This window comes from Aestuariirhabdus sp. LZHN29 (assembly GCF_049985285.1).
Classification (GTDB): Bacteria; Pseudomonadota; Gammaproteobacteria; order Pseudomonadales; family Aestuariirhabdaceae; genus Aestuariirhabdus.
Genome location: NZ_JBNIEU010000002.1, coordinates 378,026 through 395,123, shown reverse-complemented (window position 1 = coordinate 395,123; position 17,098 = coordinate 378,026). Strand labels below are relative to the sequence as shown.

General features: G+C 55.3%; 22 protein-coding genes. 14 read left to right on the top strand and 8 right to left on the bottom strand.

Annotation, left to right across the window (positions count from 1 at the left end):
• Window positions 1–17 precede the first annotated feature (17 nt).
• Genes ACP3PW_RS08530 through ACP3PW_RS08520 form a run of 3 tightly spaced genes read right to left on the bottom strand, consistent with a single transcriptional unit; the run spans window position 18 to window position 1,989 of the window.
• On the bottom strand, window positions 18–338 hold the full coding sequence (locus tag ACP3PW_RS08530) for a hypothetical protein (RefSeq protein ID WP_426416270.1): 321 nt from the start codon (window positions 336–338) through the stop codon (window positions 18–20).
• Window positions 335–1,474 carry a serine hydrolase domain-containing protein gene (locus tag ACP3PW_RS08525; RefSeq protein WP_426416269.1) on the bottom strand — a complete coding sequence of 380 codons (1,140 nt, stop codon included), beginning with the start codon at window positions 1,472–1,474 and terminating at the stop codon, window positions 335–337. The genes ACP3PW_RS08530 and ACP3PW_RS08525 overlap by 4 nt, the downstream gene beginning before the upstream one ends.
• Window positions 1,475–1,533: 59 nt before the next feature.
• On the bottom strand, window positions 1,534–1,989 hold the full coding sequence (locus tag ACP3PW_RS08520; protein WP_426416268.1) for a hypothetical protein: 456 nt from the start codon (window positions 1,987–1,989) through the stop codon (window positions 1,534–1,536).
• 164 nt (window positions 1,990–2,153) lie between these two features.
• On the opposite strand from ACP3PW_RS08520, the gene ACP3PW_RS08515 reads away from it, so the two are divergent.
• Complete coding sequence (locus ACP3PW_RS08515; RefSeq protein ID WP_426416267.1) at window positions 2,154–2,480, top strand: hypothetical protein; 327 nt, start codon at window positions 2,154–2,156, stop codon at window positions 2,478–2,480.
• Between the two features lie 22 nt (window positions 2,481–2,502).
• On the opposite strand, the gene ACP3PW_RS08510 is transcribed toward ACP3PW_RS08515, so the two are convergent.
• Entirely contained in the window at window positions 2,503–2,988 is a 486-nt protein-coding gene (locus ACP3PW_RS08510; RefSeq protein ID WP_426416266.1) for a hypothetical protein, read from the bottom strand.
• Between the two features lie 249 nt (window positions 2,989–3,237).
• Here ACP3PW_RS08510 and napF point away from each other — a divergent pair, with 249 nt between their 5' ends.
• The 11 genes from napF to ACP3PW_RS08455 all read left to right on the top strand — a co-directional run bounded on the left by napF (window position 3,238) and on the right by ACP3PW_RS08455 (window position 12,383).
• Complete coding sequence (gene napF, locus ACP3PW_RS08505; RefSeq protein ID WP_426416265.1) at window positions 3,238–3,750, top strand: ferredoxin-type protein NapF; 513 nt, start codon at window positions 3,238–3,240, stop codon at window positions 3,748–3,750.
• Between the two features lie 12 nt (window positions 3,751–3,762).
• Entirely contained in the window at window positions 3,763–4,104 is a 342-nt protein-coding gene (locus ACP3PW_RS08500) for a chaperone NapD (protein ID WP_426416264.1), read from the top strand.
• Window positions 4,101–6,626 (top strand): nitrate reductase catalytic subunit NapA, encoded by a 2,526-nt coding sequence (napA, locus tag ACP3PW_RS08495; RefSeq protein ID WP_426416263.1) that lies wholly within the window; start codon window positions 4,101–4,103, stop codon window positions 6,624–6,626. Before ACP3PW_RS08500 ends, napA begins: the two co-directional genes overlap by 4 nt.
• A gap of 13 nt (window positions 6,627–6,639) precedes the next feature.
• Window positions 6,640–7,404: a ferredoxin-type protein NapG gene (gene napG / locus ACP3PW_RS08490; protein WP_426416262.1), complete on the top strand. Its 765-nt coding sequence runs from the start codon at window positions 6,640–6,642 to the stop codon at window positions 7,402–7,404.
• On the top strand, window positions 7,401–8,267 hold the full coding sequence (napH, locus tag ACP3PW_RS08485; protein WP_426416261.1) for a quinol dehydrogenase ferredoxin subunit NapH: 867 nt from the start codon (window positions 7,401–7,403) through the stop codon (window positions 8,265–8,267). Before napG ends, napH begins: the two co-directional genes overlap by 4 nt.
• A complete protein-coding gene (locus tag ACP3PW_RS08480) occupies window positions 8,264–8,725 on the top strand; it encodes a nitrate reductase cytochrome c-type subunit (protein ID WP_426416260.1) in 462 nt (153 codons plus the stop codon). The genes napH and ACP3PW_RS08480 overlap by 4 nt, the downstream gene beginning before the upstream one ends.
• A 37-nt stretch (window positions 8,726–8,762) precedes the next feature.
• Window positions 8,763–9,356 carry a cytochrome c3 family protein gene (locus ACP3PW_RS08475; RefSeq protein WP_426416259.1) on the top strand — a complete coding sequence of 198 codons (594 nt, stop codon included), beginning with the start codon at window positions 8,763–8,765 and terminating at the stop codon, window positions 9,354–9,356.
• 9 nt (window positions 9,357–9,365) lie between these two features.
• On the top strand, window positions 9,366–9,500 hold the full coding sequence (locus ACP3PW_RS08470) for a TIGR02808 family protein (RefSeq protein ID WP_426416258.1): 135 nt from the start codon (window positions 9,366–9,368) through the stop codon (window positions 9,498–9,500).
• Window positions 9,501–9,612: 112 nt separating this feature from the next.
• On the top strand, window positions 9,613–10,401 hold the full coding sequence (locus ACP3PW_RS08465; RefSeq protein WP_426416257.1) for a substrate-binding periplasmic protein: 789 nt from the start codon (window positions 9,613–9,615) through the stop codon (window positions 10,399–10,401).
• Window positions 10,402–10,519: 118 nt separating this feature from the next.
• Window positions 10,520–11,518, top strand: a complete 999-nt coding sequence (gene yejK, locus ACP3PW_RS08460; RefSeq protein ID WP_426416256.1) for a nucleoid-associated protein YejK — start codon at window positions 10,520–10,522, stop codon at window positions 11,516–11,518.
• 16 nt (window positions 11,519–11,534) lie between these two features.
• Complete coding sequence (locus ACP3PW_RS08455) at window positions 11,535–12,383, top strand: hypothetical protein (protein WP_426416255.1); 849 nt, start codon at window positions 11,535–11,537, stop codon at window positions 12,381–12,383.
• 109 nt (window positions 12,384–12,492) lie between these two features.
• On the opposite strand, the gene ACP3PW_RS08450 is transcribed toward ACP3PW_RS08455, so the two are convergent.
• The 3 genes from ACP3PW_RS08450 to ACP3PW_RS08440 form a co-directional block, all read right to left on the bottom strand.
• Window positions 12,493–13,473 (bottom strand): M15 family metallopeptidase, encoded by a 981-nt coding sequence (locus tag ACP3PW_RS08450; RefSeq protein WP_426416254.1) that lies wholly within the window; start codon window positions 13,471–13,473, stop codon window positions 12,493–12,495.
• Between the two features lie 275 nt (window positions 13,474–13,748).
• The gene (locus ACP3PW_RS08445; protein WP_426416253.1) at window positions 13,749–14,048 is read right to left on the bottom strand and encodes a GIY-YIG nuclease family protein; all 300 of its coding nucleotides are present in this window, start codon (window positions 14,046–14,048) and stop codon (window positions 13,749–13,751) included.
• The gene (locus ACP3PW_RS08440) at window positions 14,026–14,766 is read right to left on the bottom strand and encodes a glutathione S-transferase family protein (RefSeq protein ID WP_426416252.1); all 741 of its coding nucleotides are present in this window, start codon (window positions 14,764–14,766) and stop codon (window positions 14,026–14,028) included. The genes ACP3PW_RS08445 and ACP3PW_RS08440 overlap by 23 nt, the downstream gene beginning before the upstream one ends.
• An 89-nt stretch (window positions 14,767–14,855) precedes the next feature.
• On the opposite strand from ACP3PW_RS08440, the gene ACP3PW_RS08435 reads away from it, so the two are divergent.
• Window positions 14,856–15,254: a DUF3301 domain-containing protein gene (locus ACP3PW_RS08435; protein WP_426416251.1), complete on the top strand. Its 399-nt coding sequence runs from the start codon at window positions 14,856–14,858 to the stop codon at window positions 15,252–15,254.
• Between the two features lie 99 nt (window positions 15,255–15,353).
• The gene (locus ACP3PW_RS08430; RefSeq protein ID WP_426416250.1) at window positions 15,354–15,545 is read left to right on the top strand and encodes a hypothetical protein; all 192 of its coding nucleotides are present in this window, start codon (window positions 15,354–15,356) and stop codon (window positions 15,543–15,545) included.
• Between the two features lie 8 nt (window positions 15,546–15,553).
• Here ACP3PW_RS08430 and ACP3PW_RS08425 read toward each other — a convergent pair whose 3' ends face one another.
• Window positions 15,554–17,035 (bottom strand): AAA family ATPase, encoded by a 1,482-nt coding sequence (locus ACP3PW_RS08425; RefSeq protein WP_426416249.1) that lies wholly within the window; start codon window positions 17,033–17,035, stop codon window positions 15,554–15,556.
• Window positions 17,036–17,098: the final 63 nt, after the last annotated feature.

Below are 17,098 nucleotides of genomic sequence, written 5' to 3'. Positions count from 1 at the left end.
CAACCGGGGTGCCGCCACTACCGCCCGTAGGGTTCGAGCCCACAGCCCTGGCGCAAACCGAAATAGCTGGCGCGATTAGTACGCCCCAAACCACTCACCTGCACCCAGCCTTGCTCCCGGTTTAGCTGGAAGTCCGAGATCGGCATCCACTGCTCGACATAGGCATGACAGTACGCCTCATCGTTGCCCACCACGAAGTAACAGGAGCAATACTCCTTGGCATAGTAAGCCGAGATCAGGTCGGGAAACGCTTGCACAAAGTTCCAGCGTGGTTTGAGCCAAAGCCCGGTGATGAGGATGGCCGACGACAGCAGCAATAGAACAATACGGTATTTCATTGCACTTCCTCCTGACCACCAAAAGCCGCAACCACCAATGACAGAAAGCGGTTACGATCAAAACTTCGGTCCCGATCATCGCCAGTGCGCACCACCACCAGATCGAGGGACGGGATCACAAAAATGTACTGTCCCCAATGTCCCCAGGCGGCATAGGTATCGGCAGGCGCCCCGGGCCAGGCCAGTGGTTGCTGTTGTGACTCCACCCCGGCGTTAACCCACCAATGAGCACCAGGATGACTATCATCGTCGACCGCAACGGGTTCATTGCCATAGGCGGGGGCAAGCGTGGTCGAAAACGTAACCCAGCCCTCACTCAGCAACTGCACTCCTTGCCAGCGTCCCTTGCGTAGAAATAGATAACCCAGGCGGGCCATATCCCGCGGTGTCGCGTATAGATAGGAGGAGCCTACGTAGGTACCACTGGCATCCTGCTCCCAGCTTACGCTCTTCATCCCCAGCGGCTCGAACAACGCCTGCCAGGGAAACTCTCGATAGGCCTGTTCACCCACAATACCCCGTAGCGCTGCCGACAACAGATTGGTGTCGCCGCTCGAATAGTTGTGGCGCTTGCCCGGACCCGTCCGCACCGGGTGACTCGCCGCCCAGGCCGCCATGTCGTCACGCCCAAGGGTATACAGCATGGCCACCACCGAAGAGGTTAGCGGCGATGCTTCGTAGGTTTCCGCCCAGTCGAGCCCCGATGCCCAATGCAAGGCGTCCTCCACCCGAATACGCGCATACCCCTCCTGCTGTAGGGGCCGATAATAGCGGGCAAGGGGGTCACTGCGATCCACCAGCCCCCTCTCCTCCGCCACTCCGTAAAGAGCATTGATAAAACTCTTCGATACCGACCAGGTCAGATGGGGTTTACTGGCATCGTACGGGGCCTCGTAGCGCTCCAAAACCAGTTTGCCGCGCTGGATCACCACCAAACCATCGGTTCTTATCCCTTCACGCTCCACACCCCGCGGCTGCGGAAAACTGTAACCGAGCAGCGCTGAAACCTCAGGGCTCGCGGCAACCGGCGCAAGCTCCCATTGCGGATCCGGATAGATCGCCTCTCCCTGCACTGGCAGAGAAAAAACAACGCCCATAAACGCACCACACAGATAGCGAATCCCGCCCCTGGTCATAATCACCCCACTTGGCAATAAAATATTAGGTTGTTAGTTACTAAAGTTTGGGCTGATGATTAACGCTCGAGGGCATACTCCCGCCGCATGCTGACCATCCCCGAACGGCTCGCAGGTCGATCCACTACCATCTCAAACCCCCGAGCTTTCAGCACCTCCAGTTGAGCATCGGTAACCTCACACTCAACCGTCATTTTGAAACAGTGATCAATGGTATCCAGTACCTGTGCGACCAGCGCCGCCTCAAGCCCTGGCATTGGCTCGCAGAGCAAACGATCGACTCGCAGTTCGGGGTCGGTACCGAACGGCAAGCAGATTCGAGCGTATGCCACCATCCCCTGCTCGGGGTCAAAGGCCATCAGATGCCAAGCCAACGGATCCAGGCCGTCGGCGTCAACTTGCCGAAAAGACTCAATCCGCAGTAACTGTTTTTGTCGAAAAACCATCAACTGGTAGAGCTCATCGGCACTTAGCTGGTGAAACTCACGGCGTAACCACTTTATTCCCAAGCCCATGCCAAGGATCTCCACGACGGCAAATAAGATAGCGCTGCCCACTCCCCGAATGAGGCCCCATTACATCCCCATCACAAGACGGAACAGCAACACCTACTATACTGTATGCGTTGGTGGAACCGTACCCACGTTAGTTCACTGCCTATGGTGAGTCTCATACCTTTATGTTCAATCTCCTGCACAACAGACTGCTCTCGCTTTGCTGCGCAAGCCTGCTCCTTGGCGGCTGCACCATGATACCGCCAAGGGAGGCGCCAACCCTTCGCTGCCAGATAGACGGCAGTGATGATATTTTCCTCTTTTACCCGGATATGCAAACGGCTGAAACTGAGAAGTACCTTATCTTTCAACAGCTCAAAGGCTTAGTGATCGCAGTAGTCGATAAAAGGTCCCTGCGTTTCAACCGTCTCACCAGCCTTAACCTGACCGATAGCCCCTATCCCGCTACCCTGCTCAGCGGCCAATGCCAGCCCCAGCGACAAACTCCCTGAGCCCCCGCATCAAGCCCTCCCCTTAGCCGACCTGGAGACGAGACCAGGTCTGCTGCAACAAACGTGCGTCATTGTCCGCCCGATGCAGCTTCACGCCTTCACTGGCGGCAATATGATTACGCACGGTTTTCCACCGGTGCCGCTGCCCCTCATCGAGCAGCGTTAACACCGAACGCAACTCAAACGCCGCACAAAAACCTGCGGCATCGAACAGTCGTTGTTGCCAGTAGTTATCGTAGGGATAACCATCACAGTAGAGCGTCTTGCGCGCAAACTGCTGGTTCAGCTCAGCGGCCACTGCACAGGCGGACATACCCTCGGCATAGAGCTGGTCTCTTGGAATATTGTGAACCCCGGCGGAGACCGGGTCCCAGTCGGTCCACTGAATTTGAGGGCGAATCAGCCAACAACGGGTGGTGCCATCCGCGAGGGCGACACCGACCTCAATCGGATAACTACCTTCGTGCAGACTCGACGCTTCATAGTCAATAAACAACGGCATATCCATGACCGATACCAAACCCTCTCTAAACCTGCCAGCGAAGCTGAATCACCTAGATTGAAATAAAAAAAACAGCAGGGGGTGATCACCATTCAACCACCCCTGTGTGACTCAAATCAAAGAATTCACCAAGAAACAACAGCTGATTAAAAACTTGATAATTATCATTTTTTTACATTAGACCTTTGCCTAATGTCTGCTATAACACTATAGGGGTTCATCAGGATGACGAGCCGACCAACCAAGCGAGTAGCAATGTCCGCAGCAGTAGACCAGGGAAAACGAGCGCTATTACGCGGTAGCCGGGCCACGGTGGTTGCACCCTTGCGTCCGCCATGGAGCAGGCCGGAAGCGCTCTTTACCGAACTCTGTACAAGGTGCGGTGATTGTGTCGCTGAATGCGAAACCGGTATTTTGGTCAAAGGCGACGGGGGTTACCCCAGCCTCGACTTCTCTCGCGGTGAATGTACTTTTTGCCAAGGCTGCCTCAGCCAGTGCGAAACTGGCGCACTGGACGCCGGTATCAGCCCTCCCTGGTCACTCAAAGCCAGCATCCTGCCCCAGTGCTTAACCCACCAGCAAGTTGTCTGTCGCAGCTGCGCAGACCCTTGCGAGACCCGAGCAATTCAGTTCACCCCGATCAAGGGTGGTGTTGCTACCCCTCAAATTGATACGGGTCTTTGCACCGGCTGCGGCGCCTGCTTCAACGTCTGCCCCAGCCACGCCATCAAACTGTCTGCGGCCCCTCAACCGTCGACCAACCTATAGGAGCCGCACCCCATGTCCAAACCTGATAGCCGACTGGGCGTCATCCCTGCCAATCCGGTCCCCCAGGAGTACCCGCGGGAAAGCTACAACATTAGTGGTTTGGTGGTCACATGCCAGCCCCACCGTATCGATTCGGTTGCAGACGCTCTTAGCGCTCTGGCAGGTGTCGAAGTGCACGCCAACAATGAGCGAGGAAAGTTAGTCGTAACAGTAGAAGAGCAAGCCGGCGAACACACCATGATCGAGCGTATCAACCAGATTCAGGACCAACCCGGAGTGATCAGCTCCTCACTGGTCTACAACCAGATCGATGCCCACGAGCATTCAGACAATAACGTGGAGATAACACCATGAAGCAAACGCGCAGAGACTTTATAAAAAGCCAGGCGATCGTCGCCACGGCCGCCGCTGCCGGGGTCACTCTTCCGGCCTCGGCCACCAATCTGATTACCAGCTCCAAGGATACCGACATCCAGTGGGACAAAGCCCCCTGCCGCTTTTGCGGTACAGGCTGCAGTGTACTGGTCGGGACCCAGGGAGGGCGCGTGGTTGCGACACAGGGCGATCCTGATGCTCCCGTCAACAAGGGTCTTAACTGCATCAAGGGGTATTTTCTGTCCAAGATCATGTACGGCGAGGATCGCCTGACCCAACCCTTGCTTCGCATGAGCAATGGCAAATTCGATAAAGAGGGGCAGTTCACTCCCATCAGCTGGGACCAGGCCTTCGACATCATGGCCGAGAAGTGGAAAGCCGCACTCGCCAAGGATAAGGAAGCCAACAAAGGCGTTGCTGTCGAAAAGATGACGTCAACCGTGGGCATGTTTGGCTCCGGACAGTGGACCGTGTGGGAGGGCTACGCCGCATCGAAACTGATGAAAGCCGGCTTCCGCTCTAATCACATCGACCCCAACGCTCGCCACTGTATGGCATCGGCGGTCGGCGGTTTTATGCGCACCTTCGGTATCGACGAGCCCATGGGCTGCTACGACGACATGGAGAAAGCCGACGCCTTCGTACTGTGGGGTTCCAATATGTCAGAGATGCACCCCATTCTCTGGTCCCGCATCACCGATCGACGCCTCAGCGCCGACCACGTCCGTGTTGCGGTACTCTCCACCTTCGAACACCGCAGCTTCGAACTCGCGGACAACCCGATGGTCTTCACGCCCCAGACCGATCTGGTCATCCTCAACTATATCGCCAACTATATTATTGAGTCGGGCAATGTAAATCAGGAGTTCGTTAAGAAGCACACTCACTTCCGCAAGGGTGTAACCGATATTGGTTACGGCTTGCGCCCCGAACACCCCCTGCAAAAAGCGGCGGCCAACCCCAACAAGGGCGCCTCCTCCGAGATCAGTTTCGAAGAGTTTGCCGATTTTGTATCCGAGTATACCCTCGACAAAGCTCACGAAATGAGCGGCGTCCCGAAGAAAAATCTGGAGCAGCTGGCCAAGCTTTACGCCGATCCGGAAGTCAAAGTGATGTCGCTCTGGACCATGGGCTTCAACCAACACACTCGTGGTGTTTGGGCCAACAATATGGTCTATAACATCCACCTGTTGACGGGCAAGATCTCCACTCCTGGTAGTGGTCCCTTCTCCCTCACTGGCCAGCCATCGGCTTGCGGTACCGCCCGTGAAGTAGGGACCTTCTCCCACCGACTGCCCGCTGACATGGTGGTTGCCAAGAAGTCCCACCGTGATAGCGCCGAAAAAATCTGGAAATTGCCCGAAGGCACCATTCCGGGCAAGCCGGGCTATCACGCCGTACTGCAAAACCGGATGCTAAAGGACGGTAAGCTCAACGCCTATTGGGTGATGTGTAACAACAATATGCAGACCGCTCCGAACATGAACGAGGAGGGTTTGCCTGGCTACCGCAACCCTGACAACTTCATTGTCGTTTCCGACCCCTACCCGACGGTCACCGCGCAGGCCGCAGACCTTGTTTTGCCTACCGCAATGTGGGTCGAAAAAGAGGGGGCTTACGGTAACGCCGAACGCCGCACCCAGTTCTGGTACGAGCAGGTGAAAGCACCAGGGGAGGCAAAATCCGACCTGTGGCAGCTGATGGAGTTTTCCAAGCGCTTTACTACCGAAGAGGCCTGGGGTGAGGAGCTGCTGGCGAAAAACCCGGAATACCGAGGCAAGACCCTCTACGAGGTGCTCTATCGAAACGGACAGGTTGACCGGTTCCCTCAAAGCGAAACCAACCCAGACAAGGGTAACCACGAGGCCCAGCACTTTGGCTTTTACGTGCAAAAAGGCCTGTTCGAAGAGTATGCCGAATTTGGCCGCGGTCACGCCCATGACCTGGCCCCCTTCGATGCGTATCACAAAGCCCGTGGCCTGCGCTGGCCAGTCGTGGATGGCAAAGAGACCCTGTGGCGCTTCCGTGAGGGTTACGATCCCTACGTCAAAGCGGGTGAGGACTTCAACTTCTATGGCAAGCCCGATGGCAAGGCATGGCTATTTGCCCTGCCCTACGAGCCACCGGCAGAATCTCCCGACGAAGAATACGACCTCTGGTTGTCGACCGGCCGGGTTCTCGAGCACTGGCACTCCGGCACCATGACCAGGCGTGTGCCCGAACTCTATCGCTCCTTCCCTGATGCCGTGATTTTTATGCATCCGGACGATGCCAAAGAGCGCGGCGTACGCCGAGGCCAAGAGGTGAAGATGATCTCCCGTCGTGGTGAGGTGCGCAGCCGGGTCGAAACCCGGGGCCGCAACCGCCCACCAAAAGGGCTGGTGTTCATGCCATTTTTCGACGCCAAACAGCTGACCAACAAAATCACGCTCGACGCTACCGATCCCCTCTCCAAAGAGACGGATTATAAAAAATGCGCCGTGAAAGTGGTCAAGGTCTGAGCCAGGATCGAGCATGAGCCGAAGAACCGACACCACAAGGAGCCCTAGCCGTCGCCAGTTTATGGTGGATTCGGCGCGGGCTGCCTGTGGCGTCACGCTCGCAGGCCTGGGTCTGGCCCTGTACGGTGAGTCCGCCCGGGTGCACGCCACCCAGGCCTTGCGCCCCCCCGGGGCACTGCCGGAACAGGACTTTCTCGGTGCCTGCGTACGCTGCGGCCTTTGTGTGCGCGATTGCCCATGGGACACGCTCAAGCTCGGTCGAATGCTGGACCCGGTTGCAACCGGAACGCCCTATTTCGATGCGCGTGACGTGCCTTGCGAGATGTGCGAAGACATTCCCTGCGTTAAGGTGTGTCCCAGTGGTGCGCTTGATCCTGCGCTGGAGGATATCGACAAGTCCCGCATGGGGCTGGCAGTCCTGATCGACAAGGAAACCTGTCTCAATATGCAGGGCCTGCGCTGCGACGTCTGTTACCGGGTATGCCCACTCATCAACGAGGCTATCACCCTCGAGATGCAGCGCAATACCCGCACTGGCGTTCACGCCCTTTTCGTACCGACGGTACATTCCGAGCTTTGCACCGGCTGTGGCAAGTGTGAGCATGCCTGTGTGTTGGAGGAAGCCGCCATCAAAGTGGTGCCCCACACTCTTGCCAAGGGAGAACTGGGAAGTCACTACCGTTGGGGGTGGAAAGAGAAGGAGCGCGCAGGGGGATCATTGATTCCTGAAGCACTGGATCTGCCCGACCGAATGCCCTCAACAGGAGCCAAGCCATGAGCCTGCCTATTGGCCAAGCCGCAATCGAGCAGAAAGGATGGTGGCCCAGCTACCGATTCATACTGCTGCGTCGGTGCAGTCAACTGGCGGTGGTCGGGCTATTCCTGCTGGGACCATTGACGGGTATCTGGGTGTTAAAGGGTAATCTCAGCGCCAGCATGCTACTCGACACGATCCCTTTGACTGACCCTCTGGTGTGGCTGCAAACCCTGCTTGCGGGAAAGGCTTTCGAGCTCACCCTGGGACTTGGGGCTCTGTTGGTTGCCGGCTTTTATTGGCTGGTCGGTGGTCGCGTGTTCTGCTCCTGGGTGTGCCCCATTAACCCCATTACCGACAGCGCCAGCTGGCTACGACGCAAACTATCGCTCAACCGTTCTGGCACCCTGTCGCGTGCACTGCGCTACTGGATGCTGGGGATCGTGTTGGTAGTGCCCATGCTGACCGGCACTCTGGCGTGGGAGCTGGTTAACCCCGTTTCACTGGCCATGCGAGGTGCGCTCTACGGTATGGGTGCCGGATGGCTGTTGATCACGGCGGTTTTTGCGTTTGACCTGCTGATGGTGCGCCGTGGCTGGTGTGGCCACCTGTGTCCGCTCGGGGCATTTTACGCTCTGCTGGGCAAGTTTAGTCCGCTGCGCATCAACGCCAGCCAGCGCGAGTGTTGCAATGACTGCATGGACTGTTATGCAGTGTGCCCAGAGCCGCAGGTGATTAAACCTGCACTCAAAGGCGAAAAACTGGGCAATGGCTCCATTATTCTAGCTCCTGAATGTACTAACTGTGGTCGCTGCATCGATGTATGCGGCGAATCTGTTTTTGAATTTTCTACCCGATTTGCCAACAAGGCGGAGAGACAATCATGAAAAAAATACTACCCGTGATCCTCACTGTTATCCTGACTCCACTCATCCTATTGCAACCGCTACAGGCTGATGAGCTGGGAGATACCGGGGGACTAAACTCCCTTCGCAGCGCAATGCTTGATAAAGAGGACCAGGCAGACGATCTCAAGCGTATCCCCAAAGACCGCGATACCTATGAGCGAGACTACCTACACCAACCGCCCCTGATTCCCCATCAGATCAGGGGCTACCATGTCGACCTCAATAGCAACAAATGCCTCTCGTGCCATAGTTGGGCTAACTACAAAAAAGCGGGTGCGACAAAAATCAGCCTGACCCACTTCGAAACCCGAGACGGGCAGCAGCTATCGGATGTTTCGCCACGCCGTTACTTCTGCTCCCAGTGCCATGTCCCGCAAGCGGACGCCAAGCCACTGATTGATAACGAGTTCAAGTCAGTAGACGCATTAACAAACTAGTCGCGTAAACGGACTCACTGGCTTTAAGGAGCAGACAATGGCTAACGAGAACATCATAAAACGCTACTGGCGAATACTGACCACCCCGGCCAGGGTGGCAATGGGACTCATATTGACGATCGGATTCGCCGCCGGAATCATCTTCTGGGGCGGGTTTAACACCGGCCTCGAAATAACCAACACCGAGCAGTTTTGCATCGGCTGCCATGAAATGTCGGACAACGTCTACCAGGAGTACAAAGAGACGATCCATTACAGCAATCGGTCGGGGGTTCGAGCTACTTGCCCGGACTGCCACGTACCCAAAAAGTGGACCGATAAGATTATCCGCAAGATCGCTGCCAGCAAGGAGGTATGGGGCAAGCTGACCGGTTACATCGATACCCGGGAAAAATTTCTCGCCGAGAGAAAGACCCTCGCCATGCGTGAGTGGAAGCGGTTAAAGGATAACGACTCCCTGGAGTGCCGAAACTGCCACAACTTCGAGTATATGGACTTCAGCGAACAAGGCCGACGTGCCGTCAAACAGCACGATACAGCCCTCGCGTCTGGCGACAAAACCTGTATCGATTGCCACAAAGGCATCGCCCACGAGCTACCCGACATGAGCGGCGTAGAAGGCTGGAACTAGGAGACCCTTATGAGCGCAATGGAATCAATGATCTGGAACATTCTCGGCTATGCCGCGATGCCGACCATATTTATCACCGGCTTCCTGATAACGGCCGTATTCACCTGTTTTCTACTGGAGCTGACAGGAAACAGCAACGACTAGCCTGGCACACTGCCGAGCAGAGCGAACTCCTCCACCCACAGGAGGTTCGCCCTGTATTTGACAGGCTGAATAGCCTAGACTCGAAGGGTAAACGGATTTGGAGCCCTCCTCTTTGCAGCTATTTTCATACCTACGGATTGTGGTCGCTGCCCTGTTTGTACTGATCGCAGGCAGAGGCTACGCCGCAACAGAACTCTGTCGCGAGGTCAGGGTTTCGGGTCATGCCAACATGCCTCCGCTCTCCTGGTTTGCTGATGAGCAGATGCACGGAGCCGGCATCGTCGCGTTGCGCCGAATTCTCGCCAAAGAAAACATTCGCGTCATCACGGTCGAACCCGGTAGTCCCCAACGACTGCTTAAGGCGCTAAAAGAGAACAAGGTCGATATCACGGTTACCGCGACCCGGGAACCGAGCGCGCTCAGCGCCGTCAATCTGGTCGAGCCCATTCTTTATAGCACCCACTATCTGGTGCTGGTTCGCAAAGATTCCGGGTTGATGCCCCAAAACTGGGGGGACCTGAAAAACCTGCGGGGGGTGGTCTCGCGCGATCTGGAGCTGGGCAGTGATTTCGAGCACTATGCCACACGCTACCTCCCCCTGAGCCGTGTTCAGCGCGCCCAGCAAGGCTTGTTGATGCTGGAAGCCAAACGCGTTGATTACGCCATTTACCCCCTGACCCAGGCTGACCTACTGGTCTCTCTCTATAGCTACGAAGGCACCCTGCGTAAAGCACCGGTAGAGATCGCCAGCAACGACTTTTTCATTGGGGTGTCCAAAAATATCAACTGCCAACTGCCCCTGAAAGCGATCACAAACGAGCTACAAAAGATGCACGATAGCGCCAATATTGATCAACTGGCCAACGATGCGTTATACCAGTGGATGGATCTCCATCTATAGGGCGGCGGTCCAATTGTAGAACGCCTCCTTCCCCCTCGCAGCAGCTCTCGATTACAATATCCCTCCGCTCGCACAACAACCGTGCTTGAGCATCTAACCATCGTTAAGAGAGTTCTCCATGGCTATTGAAAACTGCATCGTACACCGTCTTGAAAAGCGGGCCGATGGTGACGAATCGGTGCTAATCCCCCGTACCAGCTGTCTGCCGATCACCAACGAGCTGGAAGGTTTGCTGGCTGACCTCACCCAGAGTTACAACAGCAAAAGCGGTAAGGCCTATGGCTGTTTTGCTACGGGAAGCTCGTTCGCCAGTCTGCTCAAGAGCACCCTGGATGGCGAAGCCGATTTCGTCGGTTTCTCCCGCGATGCGATGCAGTTGCTTAAGACTCAGATAGATCAGTCGAATTTCGCCACAGGAGGTTTTCTGCTGTTTATCCAGTACAAGCAGGCCCTGACAGATTACCTGATGGTATTGATGTTGAGTAACACCGATGCCGTCACCGTGGATGAGCAACTGGAGATCAATAGCAGTCAATACCTGGATCTGTCTCGTCTGCACATGGCAGCTCGCATCAATATCGGTGAGTGGCAGACCAACGCTAACGCCACTCGCTACATCTCATTCCTTAAACCTCGAAATAACAGGAAGGTTTCCGACTATTTTAGGGAATTTATTGGCTGCAGCGAGACTGGCGACAGCAAGAAAGAGACCGAACAGCTTCTCTCGACCTTCGATGAATACTGCAACGAAGAAGCGTTCGAAGCGGTGAAGAGCGATGAGCTTAAACGTAAAGCCTACGAATACTGTAACGATCAAGCGAAAAGCGGGGAGTCAGTATTCATTAAGGAACTTTCGGGGTATCTCGACCAGGATGAACCTGATCATTTCGCACGTTTTGTGAATACCCGTGACTACGATGTGGTCGAAGAGGTACAGCCGGAGAAAAGCCAATTGCAACAGCTGATCCGATACTCGGGTCGCGCCAAGGGATTGAACCTCTCATTCAACGCTCATCACCTCGGAGATACCGTTCATTACGATGCGGCAAGCCAAACCCTGACAATCACCAATATCCCTGATAATCTCAAGAAACAGCTTCAGAAGCGATCCAGCTAAACAGAGAACCATAATAATGATCGATCTTGCCTACTTCACCCCCCCAACCCAGGGAGAACTGGGTCTCAAGGCATTCGATCCGGGTTACACCTTCAACGCAGACCGCACCATCGCGATCGGAGAGACGGCGGTTTACAATCAGGAACTGATCCACTGGCAGGAAAACCTCCACGCCGAGGGCCGGCAGGGCTTGTTACTGATCTATCAGGCGATGGATACCGCCGGCAAGGACAGCAATATCCGCACCCTGTTCGCCGGCGTAAACCCCCAAGGCCTGGAGATCCATAATTTCAATACTGCCGGCAAAAAAGAGCGTCAGTTCGACGTCCTTCACCGCTACCACGCGGCGGTGCCCGCCAAAGGCATGATCGGTGTATTCAACCGCAGTTATTATGAGCCTCTGATCAACAGCTACGCTAGTGGGCATGACGAAGTTTTATCTTTAAAAAACAGCGCGCAACACATCAACAACTTCGAATCGTTACTACAGTACAGCAACATCCGCGTGCTGAAATTCTACCTACATATCAGCCGAACGGAATACCGCCGAAGGCTTGCGAAGCGTCTGAACACCCCCCAGGATCACTGGAAGCTCCATGAATCGGATCTGGCTACCCATGAGAACTGGCATACCACAATCGCCGCCTACCAAAAAGTAATCAGCTTAACCCATACCTCAAAAAGCCCCTGGTATATCATCCCCTCCAACAAACGGTGGTTCAGGGACTGGTTGATCGGTCATATCATTTGCAAAACCTTACAGCAGATGCAGCCCCGCCGCCCCCGAGTCACCCCTCCCTATACCCTGGAGGACCTCGATGCGCTTTCTCAAGCATTAGAGAATCAGAACACCGCTGCACGCTAGCGAACAGAGAAAAACCGAAACCAAAAAAATGGCCTCACACGAGCGTATGAAGCCTGTATCTTTTAACAACTGATCGATTCCGCCCCATCACTGGCCGGAGCTGCGCTACTCACACGACTTTTACGTGCCAGGGCTCGTATCGTACCCCGAAGCGATTATTCGATGTATAGCGGATATCGACGTATCCGAGATCTTGCAAACGCTTGTACTCGTCGGTTTCGGCGAAATCCCGGGTAAAGTTCCTTTTCCCGTACCCCACTTTGCCCACATCAAAATCACCAATCGCATGGTAGGAGTGACCGGGAGGAGCCAACGAGCGGGAAGCGCGGGATAAATTCCCTTTCGCTTGCAGGGCCTTGGCCATAAACAGATGGGTTTGTTTGACCATCCCCCGGATACCCGAGGTCAGCACGATAGTCTCCCCCACATCGCGGCGTAGAGTCTTGTAGAGGCGCTTTGAATCCCCTTTGTAGAGGTAATGCCCCGTATACGGCACCTTTTCGATATCGCCCTCGGGTATCGTTGAGGTTAAACGGGTAACAATCTTTTCCCCATAGAAACCGTAACCCTTGGCATTAAACTCGAACAGCTCCTCAATCAGGTCAAGATGAGCCTTGGGGAAAGGCCCCGTGCGGGAGTAGCGGTTGACCACCAAGATCATCCGATCAAACCCAATCACATTGAAGTGGCCATGACCGATCAGGCGCTGCGCCTCATCAAGGCTGCCAATGGTTGCCTTCAATAGTTCCAGGCGCTCGGGGCTAAGGTGTATATCGCCCAAATGTTCATCGTCAAAGTTCTGGATTTTGGAAAGGTACGCCCGATCTTCGGCGATCTCTTGCGGCTCTTTGTGCACCACTACCGGCCGAATCGGCTCAGGAGCAATAACAGAGGTCGGAGCGGGTTCTACGACAACAGGCTCGACGACAACAGATCCTGGCGACACTGGAGGCGTCGACACTGGTGGCACTGGTAACACCTCTGCGACCGGCAGGGCAGGTCTCAGATTCAGCTTTCCCCAAAGAAATGCGCTGGACGCGGTGACCGCCGTCCCTGCAAACACCCCTTCCAAAAATTCACGTCGTTTCACCAGCAAACCTCGAGAAGCCTGCAAAAACGCCTCTCTTTTTGACCATCACCCTAAAACCCAATTGGGACTATCCCAATACTCCTTACTATACGATCTAATTCCTGCGACTGACAACCAAAGTCCGACAGATGCATGGCAAATCCCCCTAAACCGCCAAAAAAAAGTCAATCTATTGTCATTGAAACGGTTTGAAACCAGCCGCCACTCGATAGTGACAAATATCCATCGCCCGAACCCGGCCATGAACAGGTTCGCGCAACGGGTCGGCCAGACGCCTATACCGGCAGGGCGCTAGCGCTTTCCTCTAACAGCGCCAGTTTTTGCTGCCGCGTCAATTGCTTGATCTGGTACTCCCGACGACTGGCAGCGGCACGATCTAGATGCGTTTCCCGATACACTACCCGCAGAGGTTGACGGCCACGAAAAAAGCGCGCCCCCCTGCCACTGGCATGCTCGGAAAAACGGCGCTCTACGTCGGTCGTGATACCGGTGTAAAGCGCCTTATCCGAGCAGAGGATGATATAAAGAAACCAGCAACCCGGTGGTGGAAGCTCAGGCAGCCTGGGATGCGTCATCGACGGCCACCACTTCAGCACCGCCGTAGTATCGGGCGTGCATACGCTGGCAGTAATCAACCAGATTATCGTGGGAGCGCCCAAACTCCTTCAACGGTGACTCCAGCTCACAGTCGATAATATTGGTAATAAAGGCATAAACCACGGCGTCGTAACTACAGGGTTCCGTACCAAACAGATAGGGACTATCCCCCAATAAAGTAGAAACAGAGCGGAGATCACGCTTAGCCGCCCAGTACACATCCTGCGCACTGTGCCTCCCCATCCCCTGTGAATAGAGATCCTTCTTCACCTTCAACCTCACCAGTTCGGCCATAATCCGCCGCACAGGCAAAGGCATGTGCCCCATAAAGTGGGTCCGCATCGCCTTCCAGTTCTGACGGTCGACCCAGCGGCTGTACAACATAGCCCAGTAGAGGTGATCCTCAAGCATCTTGCTAATGGCATACCCCATCGCCCTCTGGTGCGAGTCGAGGTTACGATCCATCTCAACCTCGAAACACTGGCAAAGGTAATCCATAATGATATCGGAGTCGGCCAAAACCACACCGCCATGCTTGATAAAGGGCAACTTACCTTTGGGCCCCTTGGTAGGATCTTTTCTCTCCTTCACACGGTATTCGATACCCGCCATTTTCATCCAGATTTCCAGCTTCATGCAGAAAGGACTTGGACTGGGCAACCCAAAAGCGGAGCCAAAACTAAAAAACTTGATCATAACGATCCCCCTGCCAATTTGTTATCATTCTTACCTATTACCATCTTCTATAGTGCTCTGACTGTCAATTGACAAGCACAGGAGTCGCCATGAACGAGCTGATTATGCTCATCGCTGTCAGCGCCGTCGTATTTTATTGGTATAGCGGCCTCAAGGCGCGGGAGTGCGCCATGAACGCCGCCCGCCATTGCTGCACTCGTGCCAAGGTACAACTACTGGATCAAACCGTACAAGTCACCCGCCAGCGCTTCGCTCGATCTCCCTCGGGCCAGCTCGCGATCGCCCGCCGATACGGCTTTGAGTACTGTACCGATGGCGATAGCCGCTATCAGGGAAGTGTCGAGATCATCGCCAACCGATCGGGAGCCGTGTGGCTACAGAACTGTGACCCTGATACAGGTTTACAGTCAGGTCCCGCCACTGGTAACGAAACCACCCCATCCAGCGCGCAGATTATCCCCTTAAAACCACGCGGCCAGGATTCCTGACATCATGCCCAAAGCCTATCGCCTCAAGCAGAGCCAGCCTATGAATGGCCCGCTGGCGGCCACCGAACACCAGAACAAACTCATGGGCGGGGCCTGATAGTGGCCCTCTCCCTGCACAACTACAATATCGTCCGCGTCACCGATGGCCAGCGGGTACACAACTGCACCGTCATCAAAATGTGCTTCGATTACGCCGTCGTAAAATATAAGGGAGAGCGCTACCGCATCCCCTACGCGCTAATGGATCAGGTAGTCGGCCATGAGCTGCTCATGCCCACTAGCTCGAGCTGACAACGGGACTAGTGCGCTGGAACCGTTCGTGCCATGGCCCAATGGCGCAGCGCAGCGATCTCCTCCTCCATCACCACCGCAAGCGGCTGAGTGCTGCCTGTAGCCTGTTCCAACTGCTCTTGCTTGAGGTTTTCGCCGCTGCTTTGCGCCCGATACAGCGCCGATACCACCAGCTGTTCCAGCTCGGCTCCCGAGAACCCTTCACTCAACTGCGCCAACCTGCCAAGATCGAAACGAGAGATCTCCTGATCTCGTTTACGCAAGTGAATCGACAAAATGGTTTCCCGCACCGCCGCATCCGGCAGATCGACAAAAAAGATCTCGTCCAGACGCCCCTTTCGAATCAGCTCAGGCGGCAACCGCGAAATATCGTTAGAGGTCGCCACCAAAAATACTCGGCTCTTGCGCTCTGACATCCAGGTCAGGAGCGTACCGAGGATTCGCTTTGAGGTGCCCTGGTCATTGTCGCCAGAGGCGATGCTCTTCTCGATCTCATCCACCCACAAAACCGCCGGGGCCATGGCTTCGGCCAACTGCAGGGCTCGGCGCAAATTGCGCTCGGTTTCGCCAAAATACTTGTTGTAGAGCACGCCAAAATCCAGACGCAACAGTGGCAGGTTCCATACGCCTGCCACGGCTTTGGCCGCCAGGCTCTTGCCGCTACCCTGCACGCCCAACAGCATCACACCTTTAGGTATATCGGTATCGGCCTGAGGCTCAAGAAACGACTTGCGTCGTCGCGACAACCAGTCCTTGAACGCCTCAAGCCCCCCCACATCCGCAAAGCGCGCCGTATCGAACTCGTAACTCAGTACATCGTCGCGGTTCATCAGGGCGAATTTGCTGCGTTTCACCTCTTCGACGTCGCCACCATCAATGGCGCCATCGTCAACAATGGCGTTGCGAGCTAACTTTCGAGCCTCACTCCAGCTAAGACCCCGAAGGTGGTCCACCAGCTGATTCAAACTCCGGTTATCGGTCCGCACCCGTTGATCACGATTACGGCTGGACCATTGCTGCGCCTCCTCTCGAATAATGCCCATCAACTGGGCCTGGGATGGCATCGCCAGTTCAAATCGAGCGGCGTAATGATTCAACTCATCGGGAAGATTCACGGCATGACTCAATAACACCACCGTGCTGCGCTGAGCCAGCTCATTCATGGCGATCTCCTTGAGCAGGCGAATATTGAGGGGCTCATCCTTGATATAGGGGTGAAAGTCACAGAGAACAAACAGGCCCCCTCCCTGAAAAGCACGAATATGGCGCAGCAAGGGTTCGGGGTCGGTGTGCTCCCGATTATCAACGCGCTCACCAAACCCCAGGCTGCGCAAGCCATCGGCCACCGACCAGCAATACAACGGCGTGGAGCGCGCCAGCGCCAGCCGAGTCATTAGCTGCAGCACCCTGGGCTCATCGGGGCTCTCAACCACCAGCAAAGACACACCGGTCTCAAGTATCACCTCAAGATCACGAACTTCAGCCTGCACACGACCTCCTGTAATCCGCTGCCTGCGGATGTTTCCCAACCCTAAATAAGGGTACCATAGCAA